Source organism: Cryptosporangium minutisporangium, assembly GCF_039536245.1.
Classification (GTDB): domain Bacteria; phylum Actinomycetota; class Actinomycetes; order Mycobacteriales; family Cryptosporangiaceae; genus Cryptosporangium; species Cryptosporangium minutisporangium.
In genome coordinates, this window is record NZ_BAAAYN010000032.1 from 19,036 (window position 1) to 44,252 (window position 25,217).

At 72.0% G+C, this 25,217-nt stretch carries 25 protein-coding genes and 1 pseudogene; 9 read left to right on the forward strand and 17 right to left on the reverse strand.

All coding sequences use genetic code 11. The features are described from left to right. From ABEB28_RS24745 to ABEB28_RS24755, 3 genes and pseudogenes are all read right to left on the reverse strand, one after another. Positions 1 to 215, reverse strand: a pseudogene (locus ABEB28_RS24745) (DUF4286 family protein); the annotation flags it as partial. A 22-nt stretch (positions 216 to 237) separates the two neighbouring features. Continuing rightward, positions 238 to 1,704: a carboxyl transferase domain-containing protein gene (locus ABEB28_RS24750; RefSeq protein ID WP_345730588.1), complete on the reverse strand. Its 1,467-nt coding sequence runs from the start codon at positions 1,702 to 1,704 to the stop codon at positions 238 to 240. After that, a complete protein-coding gene (locus ABEB28_RS24755) occupies positions 1,694 to 2,548 on the reverse strand; it encodes a 3-hydroxyacyl-CoA dehydrogenase family protein (RefSeq protein ID WP_345730589.1) in 855 nt (284 codons plus the stop codon). The genes ABEB28_RS24750 and ABEB28_RS24755 overlap by 11 nt, the downstream gene beginning before the upstream one ends. Positions 2,549 to 2,780: 232 nt before the next feature. Here ABEB28_RS24755 and ABEB28_RS24760 point away from each other — a divergent pair, with 232 nt between their 5' ends. The 3 genes from ABEB28_RS24760 (at position 2,781) to ABEB28_RS24770 (ending at position 5,856) form a co-directional block, all read left to right on the forward strand. After that, positions 2,781 to 4,259 (forward strand): NAD-dependent succinate-semialdehyde dehydrogenase, encoded by a 1,479-nt coding sequence (locus ABEB28_RS24760; protein WP_376981734.1) that lies wholly within the window; start codon positions 2,781 to 2,783, stop codon positions 4,257 to 4,259. A gap of 173 nt (positions 4,260 to 4,432) precedes the next feature. Then, positions 4,433 to 5,224, forward strand: a complete 792-nt coding sequence (locus ABEB28_RS24765; protein ID WP_345730591.1) for an enoyl-CoA hydratase/isomerase family protein — start codon at positions 4,433 to 4,435, stop codon at positions 5,222 to 5,224. A gap of 203 nt (positions 5,225 to 5,427) precedes the next feature. Further along, a complete protein-coding gene (locus tag ABEB28_RS24770) occupies positions 5,428 to 5,856 on the forward strand; it encodes an ArsR/SmtB family transcription factor (RefSeq protein ID WP_345730592.1) in 429 nt (142 codons plus the stop codon). 220 nt (positions 5,857 to 6,076) lie between these two features. Here ABEB28_RS24770 and ABEB28_RS24775 read toward each other — a convergent pair whose 3' ends face one another. The 5 genes from ABEB28_RS24775 to ABEB28_RS24795 form a co-directional block, all read right to left on the reverse strand. After that, positions 6,077 to 6,496 (reverse strand): MaoC/PaaZ C-terminal domain-containing protein, encoded by a 420-nt coding sequence (locus ABEB28_RS24775; protein ID WP_345730593.1) that lies wholly within the window; start codon positions 6,494 to 6,496, stop codon positions 6,077 to 6,079. 14 nt (positions 6,497 to 6,510) lie between these two features. Next, complete coding sequence (locus tag ABEB28_RS24780; RefSeq protein WP_345730594.1) at positions 6,511 to 6,999, reverse strand: FAS1-like dehydratase domain-containing protein; 489 nt, start codon at positions 6,997 to 6,999, stop codon at positions 6,511 to 6,513. A gap of 97 nt (positions 7,000 to 7,096) precedes the next feature. Then, positions 7,097 to 8,443 (reverse strand): VWA domain-containing protein, encoded by a 1,347-nt coding sequence (locus ABEB28_RS24785; protein ID WP_345730595.1) that lies wholly within the window; start codon positions 8,441 to 8,443, stop codon positions 7,097 to 7,099. Further along, positions 8,443 to 9,123: an alpha/beta fold hydrolase gene (locus tag ABEB28_RS24790; RefSeq protein ID WP_345730596.1), complete on the reverse strand. Its 681-nt coding sequence runs from the start codon at positions 9,121 to 9,123 to the stop codon at positions 8,443 to 8,445. Before ABEB28_RS24790 ends, ABEB28_RS24785 begins: the two co-directional genes overlap by 1 nt. Beyond that, the gene (locus ABEB28_RS24795) at positions 9,120 to 9,998 is read right to left on the reverse strand and encodes an AAA family ATPase (RefSeq protein ID WP_345730597.1); all 879 of its coding nucleotides are present in this window, start codon (positions 9,996 to 9,998) and stop codon (positions 9,120 to 9,122) included. Before ABEB28_RS24795 ends, ABEB28_RS24790 begins: the two co-directional genes overlap by 4 nt. A gap of 115 nt (positions 9,999 to 10,113) precedes the next feature. Between ABEB28_RS24795 and ABEB28_RS24800 the strand changes: the two genes are divergently transcribed. Next, on the forward strand, positions 10,114 to 11,250 hold the full coding sequence (locus tag ABEB28_RS24800; RefSeq protein WP_345730598.1) for an acyl-CoA dehydrogenase family protein: 1,137 nt from the start codon (positions 10,114 to 10,116) through the stop codon (positions 11,248 to 11,250). After that, positions 11,247 to 12,494 (forward strand): acyl-CoA dehydrogenase family protein, encoded by a 1,248-nt coding sequence (locus ABEB28_RS24805; RefSeq protein WP_345730599.1) that lies wholly within the window; start codon positions 11,247 to 11,249, stop codon positions 12,492 to 12,494. The genes ABEB28_RS24800 and ABEB28_RS24805 overlap by 4 nt, the downstream gene beginning before the upstream one ends. A 170-nt stretch (positions 12,495 to 12,664) precedes the next feature. Here ABEB28_RS24805 and ABEB28_RS24810 read toward each other — a convergent pair whose 3' ends face one another. The 3 genes from ABEB28_RS24810 to ABEB28_RS24820 all read right to left on the reverse strand — a co-directional run bounded on the left by ABEB28_RS24810 (position 12,665) and on the right by ABEB28_RS24820 (position 15,715). Beyond that, positions 12,665 to 13,480 carry a class I SAM-dependent methyltransferase gene (locus tag ABEB28_RS24810; protein ID WP_345730600.1) on the reverse strand — a complete coding sequence of 272 codons (816 nt, stop codon included), beginning with the start codon at positions 13,478 to 13,480 and terminating at the stop codon, positions 12,665 to 12,667. 174 nt (positions 13,481 to 13,654) lie between these two features. Continuing rightward, positions 13,655 to 15,124 carry a class I adenylate-forming enzyme family protein gene (locus tag ABEB28_RS24815; protein ID WP_345730601.1) on the reverse strand — a complete coding sequence of 490 codons (1,470 nt, stop codon included), beginning with the start codon at positions 15,122 to 15,124 and terminating at the stop codon, positions 13,655 to 13,657. Between the two features lie 81 nt (positions 15,125 to 15,205). Beyond that, complete coding sequence (locus tag ABEB28_RS24820; RefSeq protein WP_345730602.1) at positions 15,206 to 15,715, reverse strand: DoxX family protein; 510 nt, start codon at positions 15,713 to 15,715, stop codon at positions 15,206 to 15,208. Between the two features lie 133 nt (positions 15,716 to 15,848). Between ABEB28_RS24820 and ABEB28_RS24825 the strand changes: the two genes are divergently transcribed. Together ABEB28_RS24825 and ABEB28_RS24830 are read left to right on the forward strand one after the other, a co-directional pair. Beyond that, positions 15,849 to 16,754, forward strand: a complete 906-nt coding sequence (locus tag ABEB28_RS24825) for a hypothetical protein (protein ID WP_345730603.1) — start codon at positions 15,849 to 15,851, stop codon at positions 16,752 to 16,754. A gap of 121 nt (positions 16,755 to 16,875) precedes the next feature. After that, positions 16,876 to 17,535: a TetR/AcrR family transcriptional regulator gene (locus tag ABEB28_RS24830; RefSeq protein WP_345730604.1), complete on the forward strand. Its 660-nt coding sequence runs from the start codon at positions 16,876 to 16,878 to the stop codon at positions 17,533 to 17,535. A gap of 437 nt (positions 17,536 to 17,972) precedes the next feature. Here ABEB28_RS24830 and ABEB28_RS24835 read toward each other — a convergent pair whose 3' ends face one another. Then, on the reverse strand, positions 17,973 to 18,743 hold the full coding sequence (locus ABEB28_RS24835) for an SDR family NAD(P)-dependent oxidoreductase (RefSeq protein ID WP_345730605.1): 771 nt from the start codon (positions 18,741 to 18,743) through the stop codon (positions 17,973 to 17,975). Positions 18,744 to 18,963: 220 nt separating this feature from the next. Between ABEB28_RS24835 and ABEB28_RS24840 the strand changes: the two genes are divergently transcribed. Then, positions 18,964 to 20,154 carry a thiolase family protein gene (locus tag ABEB28_RS24840; RefSeq protein ID WP_376981739.1) on the forward strand — a complete coding sequence of 397 codons (1,191 nt, stop codon included), beginning with the start codon at positions 18,964 to 18,966 and terminating at the stop codon, positions 20,152 to 20,154. A gap of 231 nt (positions 20,155 to 20,385) precedes the next feature. Here ABEB28_RS24840 and ABEB28_RS24845 read toward each other — a convergent pair whose 3' ends face one another. Both ABEB28_RS24845 and ABEB28_RS24850 read right to left on the reverse strand, forming a co-directional pair. Continuing rightward, complete coding sequence (locus ABEB28_RS24845; RefSeq protein ID WP_345730606.1) at positions 20,386 to 20,604, reverse strand: DUF397 domain-containing protein; 219 nt, start codon at positions 20,602 to 20,604, stop codon at positions 20,386 to 20,388. Then, positions 20,601 to 21,461 (reverse strand): helix-turn-helix domain-containing protein, encoded by an 861-nt coding sequence (locus tag ABEB28_RS24850; RefSeq protein WP_345730607.1) that lies wholly within the window; start codon positions 21,459 to 21,461, stop codon positions 20,601 to 20,603. The genes ABEB28_RS24845 and ABEB28_RS24850 overlap by 4 nt, the downstream gene beginning before the upstream one ends. A gap of 315 nt (positions 21,462 to 21,776) precedes the next feature. Here ABEB28_RS24850 and ABEB28_RS24855 point away from each other — a divergent pair, with 315 nt between their 5' ends. Then, complete coding sequence (locus ABEB28_RS24855; RefSeq protein WP_345730608.1) at positions 21,777 to 22,031, forward strand: hypothetical protein; 255 nt, start codon at positions 21,777 to 21,779, stop codon at positions 22,029 to 22,031. 68 nt (positions 22,032 to 22,099) lie between these two features. Here ABEB28_RS24855 and ABEB28_RS24860 read toward each other — a convergent pair whose 3' ends face one another. The 3 genes from ABEB28_RS24860 to ABEB28_RS24870 all read right to left on the reverse strand — a co-directional run. Beyond that, the gene (locus ABEB28_RS24860; RefSeq protein WP_345730609.1) at positions 22,100 to 22,969 is read right to left on the reverse strand and encodes a hypothetical protein; all 870 of its coding nucleotides are present in this window, start codon (positions 22,967 to 22,969) and stop codon (positions 22,100 to 22,102) included. A gap of 117 nt (positions 22,970 to 23,086) precedes the next feature. Beyond that, positions 23,087 to 23,284, reverse strand: a complete 198-nt coding sequence (locus ABEB28_RS24865; RefSeq protein ID WP_345730610.1) for a hypothetical protein — start codon at positions 23,282 to 23,284, stop codon at positions 23,087 to 23,089. Positions 23,285 to 23,465: 181 nt separating this feature from the next. Continuing rightward, the coding region (locus ABEB28_RS24870; RefSeq protein ID WP_345730611.1) for a DUF5682 family protein at positions 23,466 to 25,217 on the reverse strand (1,752 nt) is incomplete at its 5' end.

Consider the following 25,217-nt stretch of genomic DNA (forward strand, 5'->3'; position numbering starts at 1 on the left):
GCCTCGTCGATCTCGTACACGCACAGGAACCGGCCGGCCGCCGGTGCCGCCGGGCCGGGCCCGATCGGGCGCAGCCGGTAACGGTTCGCTGCGGTGATCGACGGGACCGCTGCGCGCAGCTCGGGGACGTGGGTCTCCTCGTACCAGCGGTGGAACTCGTCGACCGCTTCCTCGGACACCGGCGTCGACCAGGCGAGCAGCAATGTCTTGGCCATTACGACCTCCATCTGGAGAGGGTTACCGCGCCAGGGCCGACGCGGTGGCGCGGGTGGTTCGGGTGGTGCGGTCGCCCGGCCGGGCGGTGGCCAGCGCGGCGAGCACCGCGGCCCGGACGGCGGCCGGCTTCTCGTCGACCACCTCGTCGACGAGCCCGGCGCGGGCCAGTTCGCCGGCGGTGAGCCGGAAGCTCGCCGCCAGCTCGGGAGCGCGGGACGCGTCCCGGTAGAGGATCGCGGCACCGGCCTCCGGCCCGATCACCGAGAAGACGGCGCCGCGCAGCACCAGCAACCGGTCGGTGTGGGCGAGCGCGAGGGCGCCGCCGCTACCGCCCTCGCCGACCACCAGCCCGACGCTGGCCGTGCGCAGCTCGGCGGCGGCGAGCAGCGTGCGGGCGATCTCGGCGGCCACACCGCCGGCCTCGGACGGCGGCGACGGATCGGCGCCGGGCGTGTCGACGAGCGTCAGCACCGGCAGGCCGAGCCGGTCGGCCAATCGGATCGCACGCTGGGCCAGCCGGAACGCGGCCGGTCCCGGGTGCGGGTTGCCGTGCCGGTCCATCGCCACCACGACGACGCGGTCGCCGTCCAGCGTCGCGAGGCCGGCCCGGACGCCGCGGTCGGTACCGCGCAGCTCCACCCAGCCGTCGGTGAGCATCGCCGCCCACTCCAGGCCCGACGGGCGGCTCGCCGCGCGAGCACCGGTCACCGCCGTCCAAGCGCCGCCCGCCGCCGCGTCGCGCGGCTCGTCGTCCGCACGGGTGGTCGCGGGACGCGGCCAGGCGTCCGGGTAGCGCGGACGCCCCGGCGGCACCCGCAGTGCCGCGCCCGGCGCCGCGCCGATCGCCGCGGCCAGCCAGCTCCGCTGGTCCGGACGTGCGACCAGGGCGTCCACCAGGCCGTGCGCGTGGGCCGACTCGGCGGTGTGCGACGTGGCGGGCGGGTAGGAGCCGGTCACCTGTGCGACGACCCGCGGACCGCCGAAGCCGATCGTCGCGGACGGCTCGGCCGCCCTCAGGTCGGTCAGCGACGCCCACGACGCGTACACCCCGCCGGTCGTGGGGGAGCGGAGCACCGCGGCCGACAGCAGCCCGGCCGCGGCGTGGTCGGCGACGGCGGATGCGGTTCGCCCCATCTGCACCAGCGAGAACATGCCCTCCTGCAGGCGGGCCCCGCCGCTGGCGACCAACGCGACGACCGGCAGACGGCGGTCGGTCGCCCGGCGGAACGCGCGGACGATGCGCTCACCGGCCACCACGCCCATCGTGCCGCCGTGCCGGTCGAACCGGCATTCGACGAGCGCGGCCTCGACCCCGTCCAGCTCCACGACGCCGGTGCGGACGGACTCGTCCGCCGCGGCCGGAGCCCGGTACTCGGGGAAGCGCAGCGGATCCGCCGACCGCAGGTCGGCGTCCCACTCCTCGCGGAGGCTCAGTGCGGCACCCTCGACGTCGTCCCGGCCGGCGGGGGATGCGAGCTCAGCTGTCATAGGTGTAGAACCCACGGCCGGTCTTCTGGCCCAACCAGCCGAGCCGGACGTACTGCTTCAGCAGCGGTGGGGGGAAGTACTTCGGGTCCTTGTACTCCTCGTACATCGACGCGGCCATGTCGTGCACGATGTCCAGCCCGATCAGGTCGGCCAGCCGGAACGGCCCCATCCGGTGGTTGAAGCCGAGCTGGAGGACCTCGTCGATGGACTCCATCGGCGCGACCCCGCGCTCGAACGCCCGGATCGCGTCGAGCAGGAACGGCACGACGAGCAGGTTGCCGACGAAGCCGGGGACGTCGTTGATCAGCACCGGCGTCTTGCCCAGGTCTTTCGCGAACGCGACGAAGGCGTCGATGTTCGCGGGCAGCGTGAGCGGGGTCTTGATCACCTCGACCAGCTTCATCACCGGCACCGGGTTGAAGAAGTGCAGGCCGACGATCGCCTCCGGGCGCTGCGTCGCGCCGGCGAGGATCACCAGCGGAATCGTCGAGGTGTTCGAGCCGATCAGCGTCTCGGGGCCGACGAGCTCGTCGATCCGGCGGAGCAGGTCCTGCTTGAGTGCGACGTCCTCGTAGACCGCCTCGACGACCAGGTCCGCCTCGGTGATCGAGTCGAGGTCGGTGCCGAACCGGAGCTTGTCGAGCGCGGCCTGCTTGTCGTCCGCGCTGATCCGGCCGCGTCCGAGCTGACGGTCCAGGCCGGCGACGACCTTCTGCTGCCCGGCCTCGACGGCGGCCGCGTCCTTCTCGACGACGACCACCTCGTACCCGCGCTGGGCCGCCACCTGCGCGACGCCCCCACCCATCGTGCCGCAGCCGATCACGGCCACCCGCTTTATCTGCACGCGTACTCCTCGAACGGCCGCTTATTTTGAATGTTGTCAATGTATCTATACCGGAGTGGCCTGGACCGGACAAGATCGTGTAGGTCACCGATGGCGATTCCCTGCGCGACGCCGGACGCGTCGGTCGCGTCCCACTGCGGGCGATTCCGGCCGGACCGCCGTCGCGGCCCGCGCCGTCCGTTATCGTTAGGTGGTTGCAAAAGTATCGACGCTTTGATTGCGGGTCGCTCTGATGGACGAGACAGCTGACTCTGTGACCGGAGGCCCTCTCCTCACGGGCACCCTGTACCTCGACGGTGCGTGGAAGGACGCGGCGGACGGTCGCACGTTCGCGGTGACCGACCCGGCAACCGGCGAGGTCATCGGCCGGGTCGCCGACGCCGACCGCTGCGACGCCGTTTCGGCGGTGGAGGCGGCGGTCGCGGCCTTCGAGCCCTGGGCGGCGCGGACGGCGTACCAGCGGGCCGACTTCCTCACCGCGGCACACCGCCTGATGCTCGAGCGCGCCGACGACCTGGCCCTGCTGATGACCCGCGAACAAGGCAAGCCGCTGAAGATGGCGCGCAACGAGGTGCGCTACGGCGCGGACTTCCTCGCCTGGTACGCCGAGGAGGCGAAGCGCGTCTACGGCAGCACGATCCCGTCCGCGCGCGCCGACCAGCGCTTCACCGTGCTGCGTCAGCCGGTCGGTGTGGTCGCGGCGATCACGCCGTGGAACTACCCGATCTCTATGATCACCAGGAAGGTCGCGCCGGCGCTCGCGGCCGGCTGCACGATCGTCCTCAAGCCCGCCGAGCAGACCCCGCTGTGCGCGGTCGCGATGTTCCAGATCTTCCACGACGCCGGGCTGCCGGCCGGCGTCGTCAACCTGGTCACCACCAGCGACCCGGTGACGACCGGAGACGTCTTCCTGGAATCGCCGGCCGTCCGCAAGCTCACGTTCACCGGCTCCACCGAGGTGGGCAAGCAGCTGGCCGCGCGGGCGGCCGCGACGATGAAGCGGGTGTCGCTCGAGCTCGGCGGTCACGCGCCGTTCCTGGTGTTCGACGACGCGGATCCGGTGCGGGCCGCCAAGGGCGCGGCGCTGGTGAAGTTCCTCAACACCGGCCAGGCCTGCATCTGCCCGAACCGGATCTACGTCCAGCGCTCGATCCACGATCGGTTCGTCGAGGCGCTCTGCGAGCGCGTCGGCGCGCTGCGGGCCGGCTCCGGACTCGACCCGGCGGTCGGCATCGGTCCGTTGATCGACGCCGACGCGCTGGCCAAGATGGAGCGGCACGTCTCGGACGCCCACGCGAAGGGTGCGCGGGTGCTCACCGGCGGTCAGCGGCTGCAGGGGGCCGGGCTGGACGGCGGCTACTTCTTCGCTCCGACCGTGCTCGCGGACGTGACCCCCGAGATGGCCGTCTACCGCGAGGAGACGTTCGGCCCGATCGCCGCGGTGCTGCCGTTCGACGACGAGCGCGAGGTGATCCAGGCCGCGAACGACACCACCTACGGCCTGGCGTCCTACGTCTACACCCAGGACATCGGACGGGCCGTGCGTGTGTCGGAAGGGCTGCGCTTCGGCATCGTCGGGATCAACGACATCAACCCGACCGCCGCGGCCGCGCCGTTCGGCGGCACCAAGGAGAGCGGCCTCGGCCGCGAGGGCGGGGCGCAGGGCATCGGCGAGTACCTGGACGAGAAGCTGGTCGGCTTGGCGATCTGATCCGCCGGTCGCGGTCGGCCCTCAGCGCCGGGTACCGCCACCGGCGGCGCAGCGGGCCCGCGATCTGCGGGAACGATGCCGCGCGGCGGTAGGGTGCGCGGAGCGAGACGCTCCCGCCGGGAATGGCGGGCGAGTACCACGGGCGCGCGGCCTGCGCCGCGATCGGAGGAGAGATGGCCACGGACGACGCGGTGCTGATCAGCGAGCCCACACCGGGCGTCCGGTTGCTCACGCTCAACCGGCCCCAGGTGCGCAACGCGATGACCGGCGAGATGACCGCCGCCTGGGGCACTGCGATCGAGGAGGTCGCGGCCGACCGGGACACCCGGGTCGCGGTGGTCACCGGTGCCGGGAGTTCGTTCTGCTCCGGTGCCGACCTCTCCTGGCTCGACCAGGCCGCCGGGCACGACGTCACCACCGATCGGCTGCGCGACCGGATGCTGCCGTTCTACCGGACCTGGCTGCGCCCCCGGTCGCTGCCGTTCCCGGTGATCGCCGCGATCAACGGCCCGGTGGTCGGCGCGGCGGTCTGCCTGGCGCTCTCCTGCGACCTCCGGTACGCCGGCCCCGGCGCGATGTTCAGCACGCCGTTCATCTACCTCGGTACGCACGCCGGGATGGGCGCGACCTGGCTGCTCCAGGAGGCGATCGGGGTGTCCAGGGCACGGGAGATGCTCTACACCGGCCGGGAGGTGTTCTCGGAGGAGGCGCTCGAGTGGGGACTGATCGGCGGCGTCGCCGACGACGTCCTCGCGCACTCCCTGAAGATCGCCGAGCAGATCGCCGGCGCCGCACCGATCGCCACCCGACTCACCAAGGCCGGCTTGGAACAGGCGGCGCACGGGCTGGAGGCGTCCCTGCAGTGGGAGGCGCTCGCCCAGCCGGTGACGATGACGACGGCGGACCTCCACGAAGGCATCGAAGCCAGGCGGCACCGACGCTCGCCAAACTTCCGCGGCTTGTGACAATCCACACCAAGATGTCGAACAATCGAACAGCCACGCGGGTCGACGTCCACTGGGCGGGACGGCGTATATTGATATTTAAACGAATGTCGAGGCGCTAGCCGAGGGAGTCTAGTGCGGCGCTGCCCGCGCAGGCCGTATAGGCATCGACGACGCCGAGCACTAGCCAGGGCCAAGGCCCGGCACAGTGAGGAGCAAATTCGGTGACTCCACCTTCCGCCGACGCGGTGAGCGCGACCGAGGTTTTCAAGGCCCTGGGCGACCCGATCCGCTGGAGCATCGTGCAGCAGATGGCTGCCACGGACGAGCTTGCTTGCAGCACGCTCGAAGAGACCCTGCCGATCTCGAAGCCCAGCATCTCGTACCACACGAAGATCCTGAGCCAGGCCGGGTTGATCTCGACGCGCAAGCAGGGTCGGAACTTCTTCTACACGCTGCGGCGAGACGTACTCCGCGGGCTGATCGACGACGTCTGGGCACTGGCGCCCGAGCCACGGCCGGTCGGCGACGGCGGCCAGCTCGAGCACAAGCCGACGCCGATCCGCCGTCGGCGGAGTGGCACCACGACCCGGCTCCGCCAGGCGGCCGGCGACGAGGGCCGCGAAACCGAGGTCACGCTGCTCACCTGGTGAGCGATCGCGACGAGGGCCCGTGCGAATCGCACGGGCCCTTTCGCATGTCTGCGCCGCGCCCTGGGGCCGCCGCGCTCTGGGGCCGCCGCGCTCTGGGGCCGCCGCGCTCTGGGGCTGCCGCGAGTGGCCGCCACGCCGGGGCCGCTTTCTGGGGGCCGACAACGAAGTGTGGTGTCGGCGTCGGCCGACACCACACCTTGTTGTCACGCAGCGGGCAGCGTCACTCGAAGACGACCGTGGCCGTGCCGGGCGCGAGCACCGTGCCGTCCTGCGTCTCGGTCCAGATCTTCAGCTCGGCGCTGATCACACCGTCGTCCTCGTTGACCGCCGAGACGACGCCTCGCGCGGTCACCGTCTGACCCTTGAGGTTCGGGTTGCGGAACTGGCACGACAGCCGGGCGATCCGGCCCCGGCCGGCCACCCACTCGCGCACCAGGACGTGCAGGTACGACCACTGCAGGTTGCCCATCCCGAACGCGGTCGGGTAACCGGCCGCGCGCCCGGCCTCGTCGTCCATGTGGATCGGGACGAACTCGTCGTTCACCGCGGCGTACCGGTTCCAGGCGGCGAAGCCGGTCTCCCGGACGAACGGCGGCAGCTCCTCGCCGACCGTCGGCGCCACACTTATCTGCTGGGTCATCGGAGTCCTCCCCGTCAATACCGGATCAGCGTGCTGCGGGTGCGCTTGACGACCGCGCCGTCCTGGTTCGTCCAGGTGTCCGCGGTGACCGTGAACAGCATCAGCCCGAGCCGTCCCTCCCGCTCGGAGTAGGACTCCAAGCGGTTCTCGCTGGTGATGACGTCACCGGGACGGATCGGCGTGCCGTACTCGGACTCCATCCCGCCGTTGAGCTGGAACTGCAGACCCGGCCCTGGGACGCCGGCCAGCTGCTCGGTGCGGTCGGCGGCGTTCGCGTCCGAGGTGGCCTTTCCGGTGGACTCGCTGGCCGCGACCGCCCAGGCGAACGGGTTGAACTCCTCGGGCGCGTGTGCGGCGTCGACGAAGACCCGCGGCGGCTTCTCCGGCCAGTAGACGGCCAGCGCCCAGCGGCGGATGTCGGACTCGGACACCGGATGGCTGATCCGACGGGTCAACAGGTTGCCGAGCGCGCCGCGCATGGCGTCGGACACGTTCGTTCTCATCGGACCTCCCGTGGCGACCGTGCGCCTCGATGCGTACAGGTGCTTAGATACTTGCCTAAATTTCTACTGGTCTGGAATCGATCGGTCAACGGGTTCGTCACCCGAGGTCGTCGATGAACGCTTTGAGCTGGCGCGTCGTGCGGCACTCGACTACCTCGTCGCAGTGTGGCGCGTACTGTCCGATCACCGAGTCGCCGCTGTCCCAGGCCCCCCGCGACTCGGGATTGAGCCAGTACAGCTGGGCCGCTCGCGCCCGCAGCCGCCCGACGATCTCCGCGCGCGGCGCGTGGTAGTTCGCGCGGGCGTCGCCGAGGATCAGAACCGTGGTCCGGCTGGTGATCTGCGCCCCCCAGGCGGCGTCGAAATCCTCGAGGGCGTGGCCGTAGTCGGAGTGGCCGTCCAGCCAGACGCCCAGCCCTTCGGTGTTGATCCGGCGGGTCGCCGCGGCGAGGTCGGGCTCGGTCGCGAGGAGGTCGGTGACCTCGTCCACCCCGTCGACGAAGACGAACGTCCGCACCGACGCGAACGCGTCCCGCAGCGCGGAGACCAGGTAGAGCGTGAACGTCGCGAACGTCGACACCGATCCGGAGACGTCCGCGAGCACCACGAGCCGGGGCTTCGGCGGACGCGGCGGGCGGTACACGACCGTGGCCGGAACACCGCCGGTCGACAGCGCCCTCCGCACCGTGCGTCGGACGTCCGGGCGGTGGGTGGGGCGGTGTCGTCGCCGCTGGGCGAGCCGCGCGGCCAGCACCCGGGCGAGCGGATCCACGATCTCCCGCAGCCTCGCGATCTCCTTCGCGGAGGCGGTGAGGAACGCCACGTCCTCGGGGAGGGGTGTGCGCAGCGTCTTCGCGACCGCGGCCGCGCCTCGATCGGCCACCAGCCGGCGACGGATCTCCGCCTCGACCTCGATCCGGAACGCCTGCACCGCCGCCTCGGCGTGCTCGGTCCGCAGCCGGGCGTCCAGCGCGCCGTCCACCTCGTCGGTGAGCAGCTCGGTGACCAGGCGGTCGGCGTCGACCGCGCGCATCGTCCGGTACAGGTAGTAGGTTCCGGCGACCGGACGACCCGGCTGGACGTCCGCGTGCCGGTCGACCAGGACGGCGGCGAGGGCCCGTTGCAGCGTGACGTCGCCGGCGCGCAACGCGTCGAGCAGCAGCGCGCGCAGGGCGTCGTCGTCGAGCGTGGTGAGTACCGGGCCCGGCCCGGAACCCGATGACGGGTCGGCTGCGGGGCGGAAGAACAGATCGAAGACCGTGTCGAAAGCGTGCTCGTGCGCGGCGGTCTTGACCATCGCGGTCCGCAGCGCCACCTGCACCTCGGCCCGGCGGCCGACGTCGACGTGCTCCAGGGCGCGGACCGCGTCGATCTGCTCGCTGACCGAGATCGGCAGCCCGATCGTGCGCAGCTCCGCGACCAGGTGCTCCACCGCGGCGAGCATCAGTCGCCGCCGTCCGGGGTGTCGAGGAAGGCCAGTACGGCGTCCAGGCACCGGACGTCGGAGGCGAGCCCGAAGTGGTCCACCCCCGGCAGCACCCGCAGGGCCGCCTGGCCGAACGCGGCGGCCAGGTCGTCGGCGGGCGCATTGAAGTCCCGGTCGCCGAGCAGGACCAGGACCTTCGCGTCGACTTTGGCGAGAGCGTCCGGGTCGACCGCGGGCTTCGGGATCTCCAGGTAGCGACGCACGTCGTCGACGTCGTTCCCGGCCGACCGGGCCATCCGGCGGAACAGGCGGCCGACGCCCCCGTCCTCGTCCTCGTCGGCGAGCGCCGCCGCCAGCCGGAGCGGCCCGGCCGGATTCGGCCGCAGCACCCCGTTGCCGACACCGAGCAGCACGAGCCGCCGGAAGCGGCTGGGGTCCCGGGAGGCCGTGGCGGCGAGCAGTTGCGCTCCGGCCGAGAAGCCGACCGCGTCGACCGGCCCGACGCCCTCCAGCCTTCTGACCAGGTCGTCAACGATCTCTTCGCCGCGCGCCTGGTCCGGCGGCGGGCCGTCGCCGTGGCCGGGGAGGTGGTAGCCGATCACCGTGCGCCCGGCGGCCTCGAGCAGGTCGATCCAGCCGATGCGCCGGAAGTTGTGGTCGATCGACGAGCCGGCGCCGTGGACGAGCAGCACACTCATGCCGACGCTCCGGTGAATTCGGTGGTCGCGCGAACGATGTCGCTCTGGTTCTTCAATAGCACGTGCAAGTAGTTCTTCACCGTGGCGTCGGTGATCGTGTCCCCGACGTCCTCGGCGAGCAGCACCAGCGCCCGGGCCCAGTCCAGCGTCTCGGAGACCGACGGGCGCTTCTTGAGGTCCATCGCCCGCAACGATCGGACGACGTCGGCCACCTGCGCGGCGAGCCGCTCGGAGATGCCGGGGACGCGGGCCAGGATGATGTCCCGCTCCCGCTCCGGATCGGGGTAGTCCAGGTGCAGGAACAGGCACCGACGCTTGAGCGCTTCGGACAGGTCACGGCTCGCGTTCGAGGTGAGGAACACCAGCGGTGTCCGGCGCGCGGTGATCGTGCCCAGCTCCGGCACCGAGACCTGGTAGTCCGAGAGCACCTCCAGCAGCAGCGCCTCGGTCTCCACCTCCAGCCGGTCCACCTCGTCGACCAGCAGGACGACCGGGTCCTCCGCCCGGATCGCGGCGAGCAGCGGGCGAGCGAGCAGGAACGCCTCGTCGAACAGGTCGTCGAGGTTTGTGTCCGCACCGGCCCCGGTGGCCTGGATACGCAGCAACTGCTTGCGGAAGTCCCACTCGTAGAGCGCCTTGGACTCGTCCAGGCCCTCGTAGCACTGCAGGCGGATCAGACGGGCGCCGGTGGCCTTCGCCACCGACTTGGCCAGCTCGGTCTTGCCGGTGCCCGCGGGCCCTTCGACGAGGATCGGTTTGGCCATCCGCGCGGCCAGGTGGACGGTGCCGGCGATCCGGTCGTCCGGAAGGTAGTCGACCGCCCGTAACCGCGCGGCCGCGTCCTGCGCCGAGCTAAAACCAGGTGCCTTCTCCACGGGGTCCCTCTCTCGCCGCCGCCGTCGGCGCGCCTTGACGCGGACCGAACTCCTGCATAATTTCAGAACTGTCAAAGCATCGGGGGCCGATGAGGTCCCTCCCTGGAGGAGTTTCATGGATTTTGAGCTCACCCCGGACCAGAAACTCTTCCGGGCGACCACGAAGAAGTTCCTCGACACCGAGGTACCTCTCAGCACCGTCCGGGAATTGTCCACCGGTCCGCACGGCTTCGCTCGGGACTGGTGGACCCGGGGCGCCGAGCTCGGATGGACCGCGCTGCTCGTCCCCGAGGAGCAGGGCGGCGGCAGCGTGTCCGACGCCGGCCTGCTCGACCTGCTGATCGTCGCGGAGGAGATGGGGCGGCTGGTCTCGCCCGGTCCGCTGCTCCCCGTCAACGTCGTGCTGTCCGCGCTGGTGGAGGCCGGTGGACACGAGTCCACCGTCGAGAGCCTGATGGCCGGGGAGACGATCGGGACCTGGGCGGTCTACGAGCCGGGCAGCGGCTGGACACCGGACGACCCGAGTGTCACCGCGACCCCGACCGACGACGGCTGGACGCTGAGCGGCGTCAAGGACCGGGTGGAGGCGGCTGAGGCGGCCGACCTGTTCCTGGTGACCGTGCGCGCGCCCGAGGGCCTGACCCAGTTCCTGGTGCCCGCGGACGCGCCCGGCCTGCGGGTCGAGCCGTCGTGGTCGCTCGACCTGGTCCGCCGCTTCGGTGAGCTCCACCTCGACGACGTCCAGGTGCCGGCCACCGCGCTGGTGGGGCGGTTGGGTGCGGCGGCGCCGCTCGTCGACCGGCAGCGGCTGATCGCGTCGGTGCTGCAGAGCGCGGAGACCGCCGGTGCGGTCGACCGGGTACTGGAGTTCACGATCGCGTGGGCGTTCGACCGGTACTCGTTCGGGCGGCCGCTCGCGTCCTACCAGGCGCTCAAGCACCGGTTCGCGGACATGAAGACCTGGCTCGAGGCCTGCCACGGCATCGTGTCGGCGGCCGGTCGAGCCGTGCAGGACCGCTCCGGGGACGCGGCCGAGCTGGTCGCCGCGGCCGCCTCGTACGTCGGCTCCAAGGCGACCGACATCATCCAGGACTGCGTCCAGCTGCACGGCGGTATCGGCGTCACCTGGGAGCACGACCTGCACCTCTACCTCCGGCGCGCCACCGTCAACCGGGCGCTCTACGGAACGCCGGAGGAGCACCGGCGTGCGCTCGCCGATCTCGTCATCGCCTCGGAAGGTGTGTCCGCATGAGCACTGAATCCGTCCAGCCCGTCGAGGACTTCCGGCTCCGCGCCCGGGAGTGGCTCGCCGAGAACATGCCGCGCCTGGAGGACCGGGACGCGAGCCTGGACGACCCGGAGAACGACGACGCGTCCTGGGCCCGTACCAAGGAACTCCAGCGGAAGCTCTGGGACGGCGGCTTCGCCGGCATCGGGTTCCCGCGCGAGTACGGCGGCCTGGGGCTGACTCGGGAGCACCAGCGGGCGTTCAGCGCGGAGTCGGCGCCGTACGAGATGCCGCTCCGGATCAACGTCCCGACGCTGGCCATCTGCGCGGCCACGATCCTTGACATGGGCAGCGAGCAGCAGAAGCGGGACCGCATCGGCGGTGCGCTGCGCGGCGACGAGCTCATGGTGCAGTTCCTCTCCGAGCCACGCGGTGGCTCCGACCTCGCCGGGGTCACGACCAAGGCCGAGCGGGACGGTGACGTCTGGATCCTCAACGGCGCGAAGATCTGGAGCTCCGGCGCGTACGCCGCGGACTACGGGCTCTGCCTGGTGCGTACCGACTGGTCGGTGCCGAAGCACGCCGGGCTGACGATGTTCCTGGTGCCGGTCAAGGCGCCGGGGGTCACGATCCGGCGGATCCGGCAGGTGAACGGTTCGACGGAGTTCTGCGAGGAGTTCTTCGACGACGTCATGCTGCCCGCCGACGCGGTGGTCGGCGAGGTCAACGGCGGCTGGGCCGTGGCGTCCCGGCAGCTGTACTGGGAGCGCACGGCGATGGGCGGCGGCTCGCCGTACATCAGCGGCGTCGGGCGGGGCATCGCGTCCGCGGCGGACCAGCCGCTGCAGGCGCTGGCCCGGGCCGTGGGCCGGGTCGACGACCCGAAGGTGCGTGAGCTGATCGGCGAGTCGCGCGCCAACCACCTCGTGCAGGACCACCTGGTGCGGCGGGTGATGGCGGGGCTGGCCGGTGGACACCTCCCGGGGCCGTCGGCGTCGATGACCCGCCTGTTCCACGCGGAGACCGACTGGCGCGACAGCGACATCCGCCTGGAGATCGCCGGCGGTGCGGCGGTGACCGGCCCGGTGGGCGACCACGGCCCCGGCCAGGTCGGCGAGTTCTTCCTCAACCGGCAGGCCGGGAGCCTCGGCGGCGGCAGCACGGAGATGGCGCGCAACGTGATCAGCGAGCGCGTGCTCGGGATGCCGCGCGAGTACGCGGCCGACCGGGACGTGCCGTTCAACCAGGTGGAGCAGGGCCGCGCCTGACGCGGCGGGGATGACGGGCCGGGACGTGCCGTTCAACCAGGTGGAGCAGGGCCGCGCCTGACGCGGCGGGGATGACGGGCCGGGACGTGCCGTTCAACCAGGTGGAGCAGGGCCGCGCCTGACGCGACGGGACGGCCGGGGTGGCCCCTCCGTGGGCTGCCCCGCGTCCGTCATCCGGCGGTGACGAGCCAGGCCGAAGCCCGCACCCAGACGCCGTCCGGCCGCTGGCGCGCGTCGAACCGGGCCGCCATCGCGGCGAGCGCCCGATCCGCCGGAGCGTCGTCCAGTGCGGCCAGCAACGCGCGCACCCGTGACGTCGTGGTCACGTACGCCAGCACGTCGGGAACGTCGGAGCCGAGCCGGGCCGGCTGGTGCACCGGCTGGACCCGCGCGTCGGCGAATCCGACGCTCGTGAGCAGGGTGGCGATCCACTCCGGGTCGGCGAACGGATCGGGGTCGGGGACCGGCCTGCCACCGCAGTCCCGTACGGCGTGCAGCGGAATCGAGAACACCTCGTTGCGGTCCTCGCTCTGCCAGCACAGGAACACCAGCCGGCCGCCCGGCCGCAGTGCCGTGCGGAACCGGGCGAACGCCGCTGCGGGGTCGTCGAAGAACATGACGCCGAAGCTGCTGATCACCACGTCGTAGGCGGCAGCAGGCAGCGGGTGGACCTGGGCGTCGCCGTGCACGAACGAGACGCACCGCAGGTCGGCGTCGCGGGCCTCACGGCGCGCGACCTCGAGCAGCGGCGCGGAGAAGTCCAGGCCGACGACGCGCCCGGCCGGGCCGACCCGCCGGGCCACCTCGATCGTGAGGTCGCCGCACCCGCAGCCGACGTCGAGCACGTGGTCGCCCGCCCGGAGAGCCGCCGCCCGCAGTAACTGGGGGACGAGCCGTCGGCGGACCGCTGTGTGCCGGGCGCGCTCGGCGAGCCAGCGCCGCCCCGTATCGCCGTTCCACCGTGTCCGCTGGGCCGCGTTCGTCACCGGTGAACTCATTTCGACCGGTGGCTGCTGAGGTCGCTGGACCGTGGCGAAGGCCGGAGGGTGAAAGGGTTCATCGTCGGCTCCCGGGAAGCGTTCCGTGGAGCCAGTCTCGCGGGTGCCCGGGCGCCCGGTCCACTCACCGAGTGGACCGGGCGCTCCGGTTGGTCGGGGTGCCTACTTCACGAGTTCGCGGCGGAGGATCTTGCCGGTGGGTGTCCTGGGCAGGTCCTCGACGAACGTGACGACGTCCGGCGTCTTGGACGTGCGCAGCCGGCTCCGGACGAACTCCCGCACGCCGTCCTCGGTGAGGTCCGCACCCGGCCGGGCGATGACGAACGCGCCGATCCGCTGGCCCCACTCCTCGTCCGGGATCCCCACCACGACGGCCTCGGCGACCCCGGGCAGCTGGTGGATCGCCTCCTCGATCTCGGCGGGTGCGATGTTCTCGCCGCCGCGGATGATCGTGTCGTCCGCGCGCCCCCGGACGAACAGGTAACCGTCCGCGTCGAGGTAGCCCTCGTCCCGGGTGGGGAACCAGCCGTCGGCGTCGATCCGGCTGCCGCCCTGGCGGTACTCACCGGCGACCTGCGGTCCGCGGACGAAGATCGCGCCGATCTCGCCGGGCGCGGCCGGCGCTCCGTCGGTGTTCCGGATCTGGATCTCGACGCTCGGCAGCGGACGCCCGACCGACCCGAGCCGCGCGCGAACCGCCGGGTCGTCGCTCGCGGCGGCGGCGCGGTGGTCGTCCGGCCCGAGCACCGCGATCGAGGACGACGTCTCGGTCAGCCCGTACGCGTTGACGAACCCGACGTCCGGCAGCAGCCTCAGCGCACGCTCCAGGATCGACGGGGCGAGCGGTGCGCCGCCGTAGGAGAGCGAGCGCAGCGTGGGCGGCGCCGCCACGGTGCCGGCCTCCAGCACGTCGACGATCCGGGACAGCATCGTCGGCACCACCATCGCGTTGGTGATGCCTTCGTCCGCGACCGTGCGGAGCCAGCCCTCCGGCGTGAACTTGTCCAGGTAGACGATCCGCCGTCCGCTGTAGAGGTTCGACAGCAGGTTCGCGACGGCCGCGATGTGGTACGGCGGCACGCTGACGACGACCGCGTCGGTGGGGGAGGCGCCGCTGAACTCCACGGTGTCCAGCACGTACGCCGCGAGGTGGCGGTGGCGGAGCACGGCGCTCTTCGGCGCTGCGGTGGTGCCACTGGTCAACAGCAGCACGGCCTCCGCGTCCGGATCCGGCTCGGGCGGCAGGGTGACGTCCGGCGCGGTGCCCTGGGTCAGGGTCAGCCACTCGTCCACGGTGACGGCGCCGCCCGCGGTGATCGTGGAGTCGGCGGTGATGACGTAGGGCTGGTCCTGCGCCGCGACGACGTCGACCAGTTGCTCGTGGGAAAGCCGGTAGTTCAGCGGGAGGAACGGCACGCCGGCGGTGGCGGCGGCGAACAGCGCGATCGGGAAGCCGATGCCGTTCTCGCCGAGGTAGACCACGGTCCGCGCGCCCGACGCGAGCACGTGCGCAGCCCCGACGCGAGCGCGCTGCTGCAGGTCGAGGCCGGTCAGACCGGTCTGCGCGGTGCCGAGAAGGGTTCGGTCGCCGTGGCCGGCGACGGTCATGTCGAGCAGGGTGAGGAGGTTCATCGTGCTCCTGCCGTCGTCTGGCGAATCGTCCAGACGCTAAGTTTCTTGTTAGACGAATGTCAATGTATGGTGATGCGTCGCTCAGGGAGCGTCGGACGGCACGCGCTTCGGGCGCCAGGTCGTCGCGAGGAGCAGCGCGGTGCCACCGAGCCCGGCGACGACCGCGACGAGGAGGCCGGCCAGCCCGGTGATCTCGATGTCGAGCGCGTGGTCGACCGAGATCCGCCCCGGTCCGATCGCCGCGAGCCCGGCCGAGACCACCGCGATCATCAGGACGTACTCATACCCGTCCCGGAAGACGAAGAAGCCGTTCGGGCGGTGCGCGACGATCGCGGCGACGGCCATGACGCCGATCGTCGCGGCGCAGGCCAACGGCGTGAGCAGACCGAGAATCAGCCCGGCTCCGGCGGCCAGCTCGGTGACCACGCTGGCCCACGCCTGGAAGGTGCCCGGCCGCAGCCCCAGGCTCTCGAACCAGCCGGCGGTGCCGGCGATCTTGCCGCCGCCGAACCAGTGATTCCAGCCGTGCATCAGCAGGGTGGCGCCGAGGCTGAGCCGGATCAGCAGCAGGCCGACGTCTACCCAGCTCATCGCGGGATCCCGAGGGGGAGAACGTTCATGGGCGCCCTCTGTTCGATCGATCGAAATATTGACGACCATCTAATCATATGAGTGACTGGAGGTGCGCCGGAACGGCGTCCGGAGCAAGACTGCGGGAGGCGGGATGACTGCGGTACGACCGTTGCGAGCGGTAGCCGACCCGCCCCGAGCGGCTGCCGGCGGTGTCGCCGCGGACGCCTGGTTATCACCGGGCGTCGATCAGCTCCTCCGCTCGCTGAACCTCTGGCGGGTCGGCACGGATCACTTTCTGGCCATGGCCGCGGACCCCGACTGGCCTGCCTTCCCCGCTGCGCAGCTCGTCGCCGCGCTGGTGACGGCCGCCGAGCGCAGCGTCCCGGAGTGTCGGGTGCGACTGGTCTCGTGGTCGCCGGGCGCGCTTCCGTCGGCCCGGCGCTCGGTGCGGATCGTGGTCGACGCCGTACACCGCGGCCCGTCCGGTGACGTGACGGCCCAGCTGACCGTGGACCAGCGCGACTCCGCCCGGGGCCCGCGGCGTCGACACGGGCACGCGATCGTGCTGCTGACGCCGGACGTTCCGGCGGCGGCCGACGTCGTCGGGGTGGCGTCCGGGCGGGCCGGTGACCGTCCGGCGGCGTCCGTTGCCGTTCGTCCCGCAGCGCGGTTTGCCGTTCGTCCGGCGGTGCCCATCGGTGCGCGGGAAGTGGGAGCGAGCGGGCTCGTCCCGCCGGACCTTCCGACGATGCTCGCGGCCGGAGCCCTCGGCGATCGGCTCTCGGTCGATCCGACCACCGGTCGAGCGCTCCTGGCCTACTTCGGTGCGGCGCTCACCGTGCCGGCGGACAGCCGCGGCCAGCGGGCCACCGTAGTGGCGTCAACGGTCGCCTTCCTCGCGCCCGCCGGGCACGGGACGGGTCTGACGCTCGGACGGGTGGGTACGGGCGGCGGCGAGCTGCCGGCCGAGGGGCACGCGCACGCGATGACCGAGTTCCGGACACCGGCCGGTGTGCCCGTCGTGCAGACCTCCCAAGCCGTGATCCTGTCCCGCTGACCGGGGCGCCCGGGTACCTCGACCGGCCCGCCCGCTTGCCGCAGGCCTTCCGGTAGACTTTTCCGGTCGGTACCGGAGCGGTGTGCTGCGCCGGTTCCAGTGCGAGCTGGGAGGTCACACCATGCCGTCCGCGGCGGGCAAAGCGGAGAAGTCGGCGCGAGCGCGGCGACCCCGCGGCTCGATCAACCCGACCGACATCATCGCGGGGGCCTTCGACTTCTTTCGCGACACTCCGCTCGAGCAGTGGAGCATCCCTCAGCTGGCCGCGCACCTCGACGTCGGCGTCACCAGCATCTACTGGTACTTCCGCACCAAGCGGGAGCTGGTCGTGGCGATGACCGAGGCGGCGCTCTCCTCGTTCTACGAGCGGATGCCGCCACTGCGCGGTGACGATTGGGAGGAGCTGCTCCGCAACTTCTTCCTCGACTACCACCGGCTGCTCGCCGCCGACGAGCTCGCCTGCGATCTGATCGTCCGGCAGATCGGCGCGTCCGGCGACGAGACGACCGCCCGGTCGTGGCCGCGGGCGCAGGAGCTGTTCACCGCGCTGGCCGCCGCCGGGCTGCCGGATGCGCTGGTGCAGCACGCGTTCTTCACGCTGTCCGTCTACACGCAGGGCTTCCTGCTGGTCGAGCGCAAGGGCCGGTACGCGCCGCCGCTGTCCACCGCTGCACCCGACGACCCGTCGAGCGAGCTCGAGTTCGGGATCACGAACATCCTTCGCGGCCTGCGTCCCCTGCTCGCGACCGAGCCCACCACCCAGGCGAACTCCGTAGCCTGACGCGCCCGGCGTGCTTGAACGCCTTCCGGGGAGAGGTTTCGGGAAGTCGCACGCACCGCTCCGCTCCGCGCCGCCGTGCGCGGGGCGCGGGGCGCGGGGCGAATTTCCCGAAAGGCAACCTCACGCGGCCGCGGATGGCGTGGTCTTCCCGAAAACTCGCCCCGCGTTCGTCCGTGCGGCGTGGTCTTCCCGAAAAGCCGTTCCGTCCGCATCCGGGGTGGCGTGGTCTTTCCCGAGAGCCACCGCGCGCTCGGGGCGGCGGCGTGTTTTCGGGAGGTTCGCCGTCCGGCGGGGTATCGCGCTGTCGGGGGCGCGTGTATGCCGTGGAGCCCGCCCGGGGCGAGGTCGGTGCCTGCGCGCGAGCGCGTGGAATCACCAGCGGGGTCGAGGTGGCCTCGCGACGGACGCCAGGCTCGCCCCCTGGGCGGGCCGCCCGACTAGATGTTGAAGCGCTGCGCGGCGTCGATGCGGATGGTGGTGCCGTTCAGGTAGTCGTTGTCGACGATCGACAACGCGAGCTTCGCGTACTCGTCCGGCTCGCCGAGCCGCTTCGGGTTCGGGATGTTGCTGCCGAACCGCTCCTGCGCCTGCTCCTTCGTCATCGACCCGTACGCGGGCGTGTAGAACACGCCGGGCGCGATGCACATGACCCGGACGCCGATCGGCGCCAGGTCGCGCGATGCGGTCAGCGTCATCCCGATCACGCCGCCCTTCGCGGCCGAGTAGTCGGACTGGCCGACCTGGCCCTCGAACCCGGCGATGCTCGCGGTGGTGATCACGACCCCACGCTGCCCCGAGTCCAGCGGCTCGTTCTTCGACATCGCCGCCGCGGCCTTGCTGAGCACGTGGTACGTGCCGACCAGGAAGATCTCGACGGTCCGCCGGAACGTCGCGGTCGGGTACGGCTCGCCCTGGCGGTTGATGATCCGCCGGCCGGCCGCAGGACCGCCGTGGACGATGACGTTCGCGCGCAGCGGCCCGAGCTCGACGGCGGAGGCGACCGCGGCGTCGACCGACTCCTCGCTGGTCACGTCGGTGTGCACGTAGAGCGCGTTCTCGCCCAGTTCAGCGGCGAGCGCCTTGCCGCTCTCCTCGGCGAGGTCGGCGATGACCACGCGGGCGCCTGCGGCATGGAGGCGACGCACGGTGGCCGCACCGAACCCTCCGGCTCCACCGACGACGAGTGCGGACGATCCGGTCAGCTCCACGTTCTCTCTCCTTTGGTACGGAAGGCCGCGTGCGATCCGCGGGGATGCTCCGGGACCCGAGACCTGTCAACGTGGCCCAGCGCACGTCGAAAGACGACTCGTGCACCTTCCACGGCGCGTTGTCCGCAGCCTACTGTTGACTTACCGGTAAAGGCTACAGTTACGCCGTTGGTCAGCCCTTTCGGGCGTCCACGAAGCCCTCGAGGAAGAGGTTGAAGACATGACCCGATCAGTTCTGGGCGCCCAGCCAGTCATCGTCAGCGCGGCCCGGACCGCGATCGGGACGGCGCGCAAGGGCACGCTGGCGCAGACGCCCGCGGAAGATCTCGCGGTCGCGATCCTCACCGAGACCGTACGGCGCTCGGGGATCGACCCGGAGCGGGTGGACGACGTCATCTTCGCCGAGTCGCTCTACGGCGGCGGCGACGTCGCCCGGTACGCGGCGGTGGTGGCCGGGATGACCGGCGTCCCCGGGCTCGCGGTCAACCGGCACTGCACCGGCAGCCTGTCCTCGATCGGCCTGGCGGCGGCCGGGGTGGTCAGCGGCATGGAGAAGATCGTCGTCGCCGGCGGCGTCCAGGCGACGTCCCTGATGCCGCGGCTGAAGCGTCGGGTGCCGGGCACGGTGGACGAGGTGGAGAACTGGTACCCGGGCACCCACCCCAACTCGGCCGACGCGCCGAACACCGACATGTCGATCACCGTGGGCTGGAACACCGCGCAGGAGTTCGGGCTCACCCGCGAAGACATGGACGCGTGGGCGCTCCGGTCGCATCAGCGGGCCGTCGCCGCGATCGACGCGGGCAAGTTCGTCGACGAGATCGTGCCGATCAAGGTCTCGACGCTGGACGGCTCCGTGGTGGAGTTCGCGGTGGACGAGCACCCGCGGCGCGACACCAGCGCCGAGCGGCTCGCGTCGCTGAAGGTGCTGCACCCCGAGATCCCCGATTTCTCGATCACCGCGGGCAACGCCAGCGGCACCAACGACGCCGCTGCGGCGGTCACCGTGACCAGCGCCGAACTCGCCGCCGCGGAAAACATCCAGACGCTGGCGACGGTGCGGGCCTGGGCGTCGGTCGGTATCGACCCGAAGCTGACCGGCGTCGGCGCGCTGCGGGCGATCGACAAGGTGCTCGACCGGGCCGGTCTGACCACCGGTGACGTCCGGCTGTGGGAGATCAACGAGGCGTTCGCGTCGGTGCCGGTCGCGGCCTGCCGTCACTTCGGTTTGGACGAGGAGACCGTCAACTTCTCCGGCAGCGGCTGCAGCCTGGGGCACCCGATCGCCGCTTCGGGCGCGCGGATGGTGACCACGCTCATCCACGAGCTGCGGCGCACCGGCGGCGGCATCGGCGTCGCTGCGATGTGCGCCGGTGGCGGCCAGGGCGGCGCTCTCGTCATCGAGGTGTGACGCGGGCGCCGGCGGCGGGCTGGGTTCGGGGCGGCGCTCTCGTCATCGAGGTGTGACGCGGGCGCCGGCGGCGGGCTGGGTTCGGGGCGGCGCTCTCGTCATCGAGGTGTGACGCGGGCGCCGGCGGCGGGCTGGGTTCGGGGCGGCGCTCTCGTCATCGAGGTGTGAGTCCGGCGCGGGGAGGGCGGTCGGCTCCGGGTTCGGAGGGGCCGGCCGCCCTCTTCCGGGTCGCTACCGGTCGAACTCGCCGGCCTTGCACCCGTCCAGGAACGCCGCCCAGACCGGTCTGGCGAAGGCGAGCACCGGGCCGCGGCCCCCGTCCTTCGTGTCACGGACGCCGACCGCGGCGGGCGCCGTTCCGATCTCCACGCAGTTGCCGTTGGTTCCGCTCCTGGTGGACTTCCGCCACCGGGCTCCGCTCACGTCGAGTCCAGGTCCGAGTGGAATCATGTTCCGCCTCCTCTTGGCGATCCGTATTCCTCCATCGCACCGGCGATCATCGCTGCTGAGGCCTCCGGGTTCAGTGCCTGCCTGACCAAATAGTCAACAACAGCGCGATACCGGTCCGTTTCCTCTTGCGTCTCCATATAGAGGGCATTCACCGGGTTCTCGCCGTACGCGATTTCTCGCGGGGCATCCCCGAAATGGTCGAACGACAAGAGGACGAAGGGACCGGTCGCCGCCGCGGCGTGCGGCCCGGCCGAGAACGGGACGACCTGGATCGTCACGTTCGGCCACTCGCTGGCGGTGAGGAGGTGCGCCAGCTGCGCGCGCATCGCGTCGGCGTCCGAGATCGGGCGGCGGATCACCGCCTCGTCCAGGATCGCCAGCAGCTCGGCCGGGCGGTCGCGGCGGAGGATGCGTTGCCGTTCCAGCCGTAACTGCACCCGCTCCCGGACGTCCGCCTCGCTCAGTTCGGCCGCCGGAGCACCCGCCAGGATGACCTCACGCGCGTATCCCTCGGTCTGCAGCAGGCCGGGCACCACGGTGGATTCGAACGTGACGACCCGCCTGGCGTCCCGCTCCAGGTCGAGGAACATGCCGAACTGGTAGGTCGCGAACCACGACAGACGCTGGGTGACACCCCGGCTGCCGGCCTCTTGCGCCAGCCGGACGAGCTGGTTCTTGGTGTCCTCGTCCACGCCGTAGACGTCGCACAGCCCACGGATCTCGTGGGCGCGCAGCCTCCGCTTACCGCCCGCGAGCCAGCGGGCGACGGTGGAGCCGTCGACGCCCACCTCGGCGCCGATCAGATCGGTGGAACGCCCGTCGGCCTTGTGGAGGCGCTGCAACGTCGAGAGGAGCATGCGCCGCGCGAGTGTGGGGCTGACTTCGTCCACAGAAGACGTTTTCCCTTCATCCGACGTCCCGGCATGCTCGCGTCCCCGCTGCAGTCTTGCATTTTGGAGCTTCGATCTGAGTGCGAGAACTGGTAATGCGTCGGAGCAGTCTGCGGGTTGCGAATTGTCTGTTCGCCGTTCATTCTCGGGACACGGTTCAACCTCGTGACGCCGTTGCCGGTCGTCGTTCGCGTGGGTCGGACGGAGGCCGGCGGCGCGACGGTCGAGTATCGGGGCCGAGGTGTCGCCGCGCCCGGGGCCAGCGGACGGGGAGCGTGGGGCATGGGAACGAACGGCAACCGGCACGAACGGTTATCCGGCGGGGCGCTCGGATGGCATCGGCGGTACGTCGTCGACGACGTCGAGACGGCGCGGGCGTTGATCGCGGAACACGTGGTCGACCCGGGGAATCCGCGGTACTGCGGATCGGCCACCCACGTCTACCCCGGCGAGTGGCCCTGTTACCGCCGCAGCTGGGCGGAGCTGGTCCTGCAGGCCGACGCACGCGGAGAGATCGACGCGCGCGAGTCCGCCTGACTACGGACTGGTGAGAAGTTGGCCTCCTCCGGGGCGGGACGAGGCCAACTTCTCACCACTTCAGTCGATCAGCGTCCGAGCGACTCGCAGCCGGTCTCGTCCGGCAGCAGCGGACGGAACGTCAGCGACCAGCGCCGCCCGCCGTACGTCCAGGGCGTCGCGGCGTTGGCGGATGCGGCGTCCGCGAGCACCGTATCCACGGCCGCTCCGGTGGTCAGGGCGCAGCTCATGTCGGCCGGACCCACGACGCGGCCCGGAAGCGCGGCGCCGCGCCAGGCGCGAGCGGGCGGGGGAGTGTCCTGGTCGGTGTTCGCTCCGTAGGCGGTGACTATCGTCGCGACCGCCGTCGGGCGGTACCGCTCGTCGCTGGGCGAGCCCGCCGGGTCGGTCAGGGTCACCAGCAGCGCGCGCATCCGGGCCCGGGCTTCCCGCTGGGCGGTGGTGAGGCTCTGGTCGTCCTCGGGGGTCTCGCCGAGCGCGTAGACCTCGGAGGTGAGCGTGCGCCCCTCGTCGACGAGCGTGAAGCGGGTCGTCGGCACGTCGGTTATGCCGGGACTGCCGAAGTCGGTCGGCCTGCCGACGCCGGCGCGCTGGGCGGCGGCGATCAGCCGGTCGATCTCGGTCCGGGTGATCGTCCGCACGAGCAGGTTCGGGAGCGCCGGCGCCGGATAGATCGTGACCTGCGGGCCCTCGGTGATCACCCGACCGTCGGCGTAGATGCTCACGGTGGGGATCCGGCCGTAGATCAACGTCGCCGGGACGAAGCCGCCGACCGACTCGGCCCGCAGTACCAGCGCGTCAGGCGACACGGCCTGCTCCGACGGTCGCGGTGTACCGCTGTCCCCGGTCGTGACGTCGGCGGTGGCGCCGGTGCCGCACGCCGAGGCGAGCAGCACGAGACCGAGAAGTGCTGTCCGAATCATCCGCTTCGTGGCCATGATGATTGGACGGTAGCGCGAACTGGTCGGTTCCCTGCGGAGGCTCCACGTTTTCTTATTCCAGCAGACGGGCGCCACCAGTAGCCGGTTGTCGCTCGGTAGCCGGTCGCCGTCGCCTCAGCAGACGAGGGCCGCCGAGGTGGCGGCGATCGCGGACGCGGTGCACACGGCCGCGACCGGCCACGCCCAGCGTCGCCACCAGGCGGCCCGGCGAGCCAGTCGCCGGGGAACGTCCTCGCCGACGACGCGGAGGCCGGCGCCGAGCCAGGCGGCGACGACGCCCATCAGCGCGGCGGCCACGATCCACGGAAGCATGCCGGTACCTCCTCCGGACACCAGAGGCGTGGGCCGAGCGCCGCGCGACGACGGTCAGCGGCCCCGACCGTGTGTCCGGCCTACCGTGTTCCGGCCCGGTCCACCAGCCCTTCCCGCGATCCGTGGCCCGGTGAATCGATGCCGGGCCACGGATCACCGTGGACGACGCCCGCGGGGCCGGTCAGGCAGGAACCAGCGCGGCGACCGCCGCCCCCGTCGCGGGGTAGCCGGTGAGCAGCGCGGCCACCGCCGGGCTCGCGGCGTCGCCCGGGGCGGCGCCCGGCTCCGACCAGGGAGCGTCGACTCCGAGCAGCGCCGCCACCGCGTCGGTCGTGGCGGGGCGGGCGGTGAGCAGCTCGGTGACCGGACCGGCCGCCACCGTCGACGTCGGGGCGGCGGCCGGCGCGGACGTCGACTCCCACGGCGGTACGAACGCGTCGAGCGCAGGCAGCGTCCCCGGGAACGTCCGCCCTGCCTCTCGCACCAGCGTGGGGACGAGCTCGCCAGCCTGATCGCGCAGCGTCGTGATCAGCGACGGCAGCCAAGGCAGCAGCACCGGGTCGGGCAGGCGCGCGAACGCCTTCGAGAGCACCTCGACGACGAACGGCGCGAGGTTCGGCACCGGCTCCAGCGCCTGCACGAACCCGCTCAGGTACTGCGGGAACGCCGGAAGCACCAGTGGGTTGTCGAGCAGCTCGTCGCACCGGCTGCGCAGCTGCGCCCGGGTGAGCGTGCCGAGCTGCGTCCCGGCCGCCCACACCAGCGCCAGCTTGGCGGGCGTCTCCGGGTGGGACTGCGCCACCGCGAGCTCCAGCTGGGCCCGGTCGCAGCCCAGCGTCAGCGCGAGGCTCTCCAGGCTGAACAAGAACCCGAGCATCGCGGCGACCTGCCGGACCCCCGTCTGCTCCTCGACGAACGCGGTCGGCAGCAGCGTGCAGTAGTGCGCGTACCCGACCGTGACGAACTGCTCGCACCAGGCGGGGAGCTCCGGTTCGGTGGCCCGGTAGTGCGCGAGCAGCCGGCGGATCCGCCGGAGCACGACCGGTGCGTCGTCCACCGTGCGCTCGGCCTCCAGCAGCTCGACCGCCCGCGCCCCGAGCTCGGCGACGAACGTCGGGCTGTCCAGATAGAGGATCGCGTCCTCCACCGCCGCCAGCGCGGTCGCGGCGGTGGCGTCGGTCGCGCGGACGGCCTGCCGGAGCCGCTGCTCGAGCACCTGCTCGATCGCGACGCCCTCGTAACCGAGCTCGATCAGCGAGCGCTGGTACCGGCCGATCGCCAGGTCCCAGCTCTCCTGGAGCGAGGCCGCGTCGCCGAGCCGCCGCTCGCCCATGATCGGCCGGACGGCGTCCGAGGGCAGCAGGTAGCGCAGCCGCCAGAGCAGCCGGGACGCGGGCACCAGCTCGGGACGCCCGGCGAGGTCGAGCAGCGCCCGCTGGATCGTGCGGGACTCCAGGTCGAGACCGAGCGGCGCCAGCCGGTCGTACACGTCCCGCGCCAGCGGCGGCAGGGCGTCGTACCCGACGCTGCCGATCCGGTCACCGCCCAGCAGGATCTCGCAGAGCCGACGCACGTCGCGCCGGCCCGGTACGCCGTCCTTCTCGATGCAGGTGACGGCCGCGTCCTGGAAGTCGTACGGGGTCGGCCGGGCCCGCCCGCGCAGCCCAGCGAGCAGGATCGAGGTCTCGAACACCGCGATCGCGTCCGCCGTGCTGGAGAGGTAGCCGTTACGGCGAGCGAGCCGGACGATGTCGACGCACCAGCCCAGCAGCTCGGCCTCGTCCCGGTCGTCGAGCCGCGGCGGCTGCGAGAGGAAGCCCGACAGCCGGTCGACCGGCACCGACGGCGTCACCGGCAGCGCGGCCGTGCCGCCCCCCGCGGCGCGTCGGCCGGCCCCGGCGGCACCCGGCGCCGGGCTGGCGGTCGCCCGGCC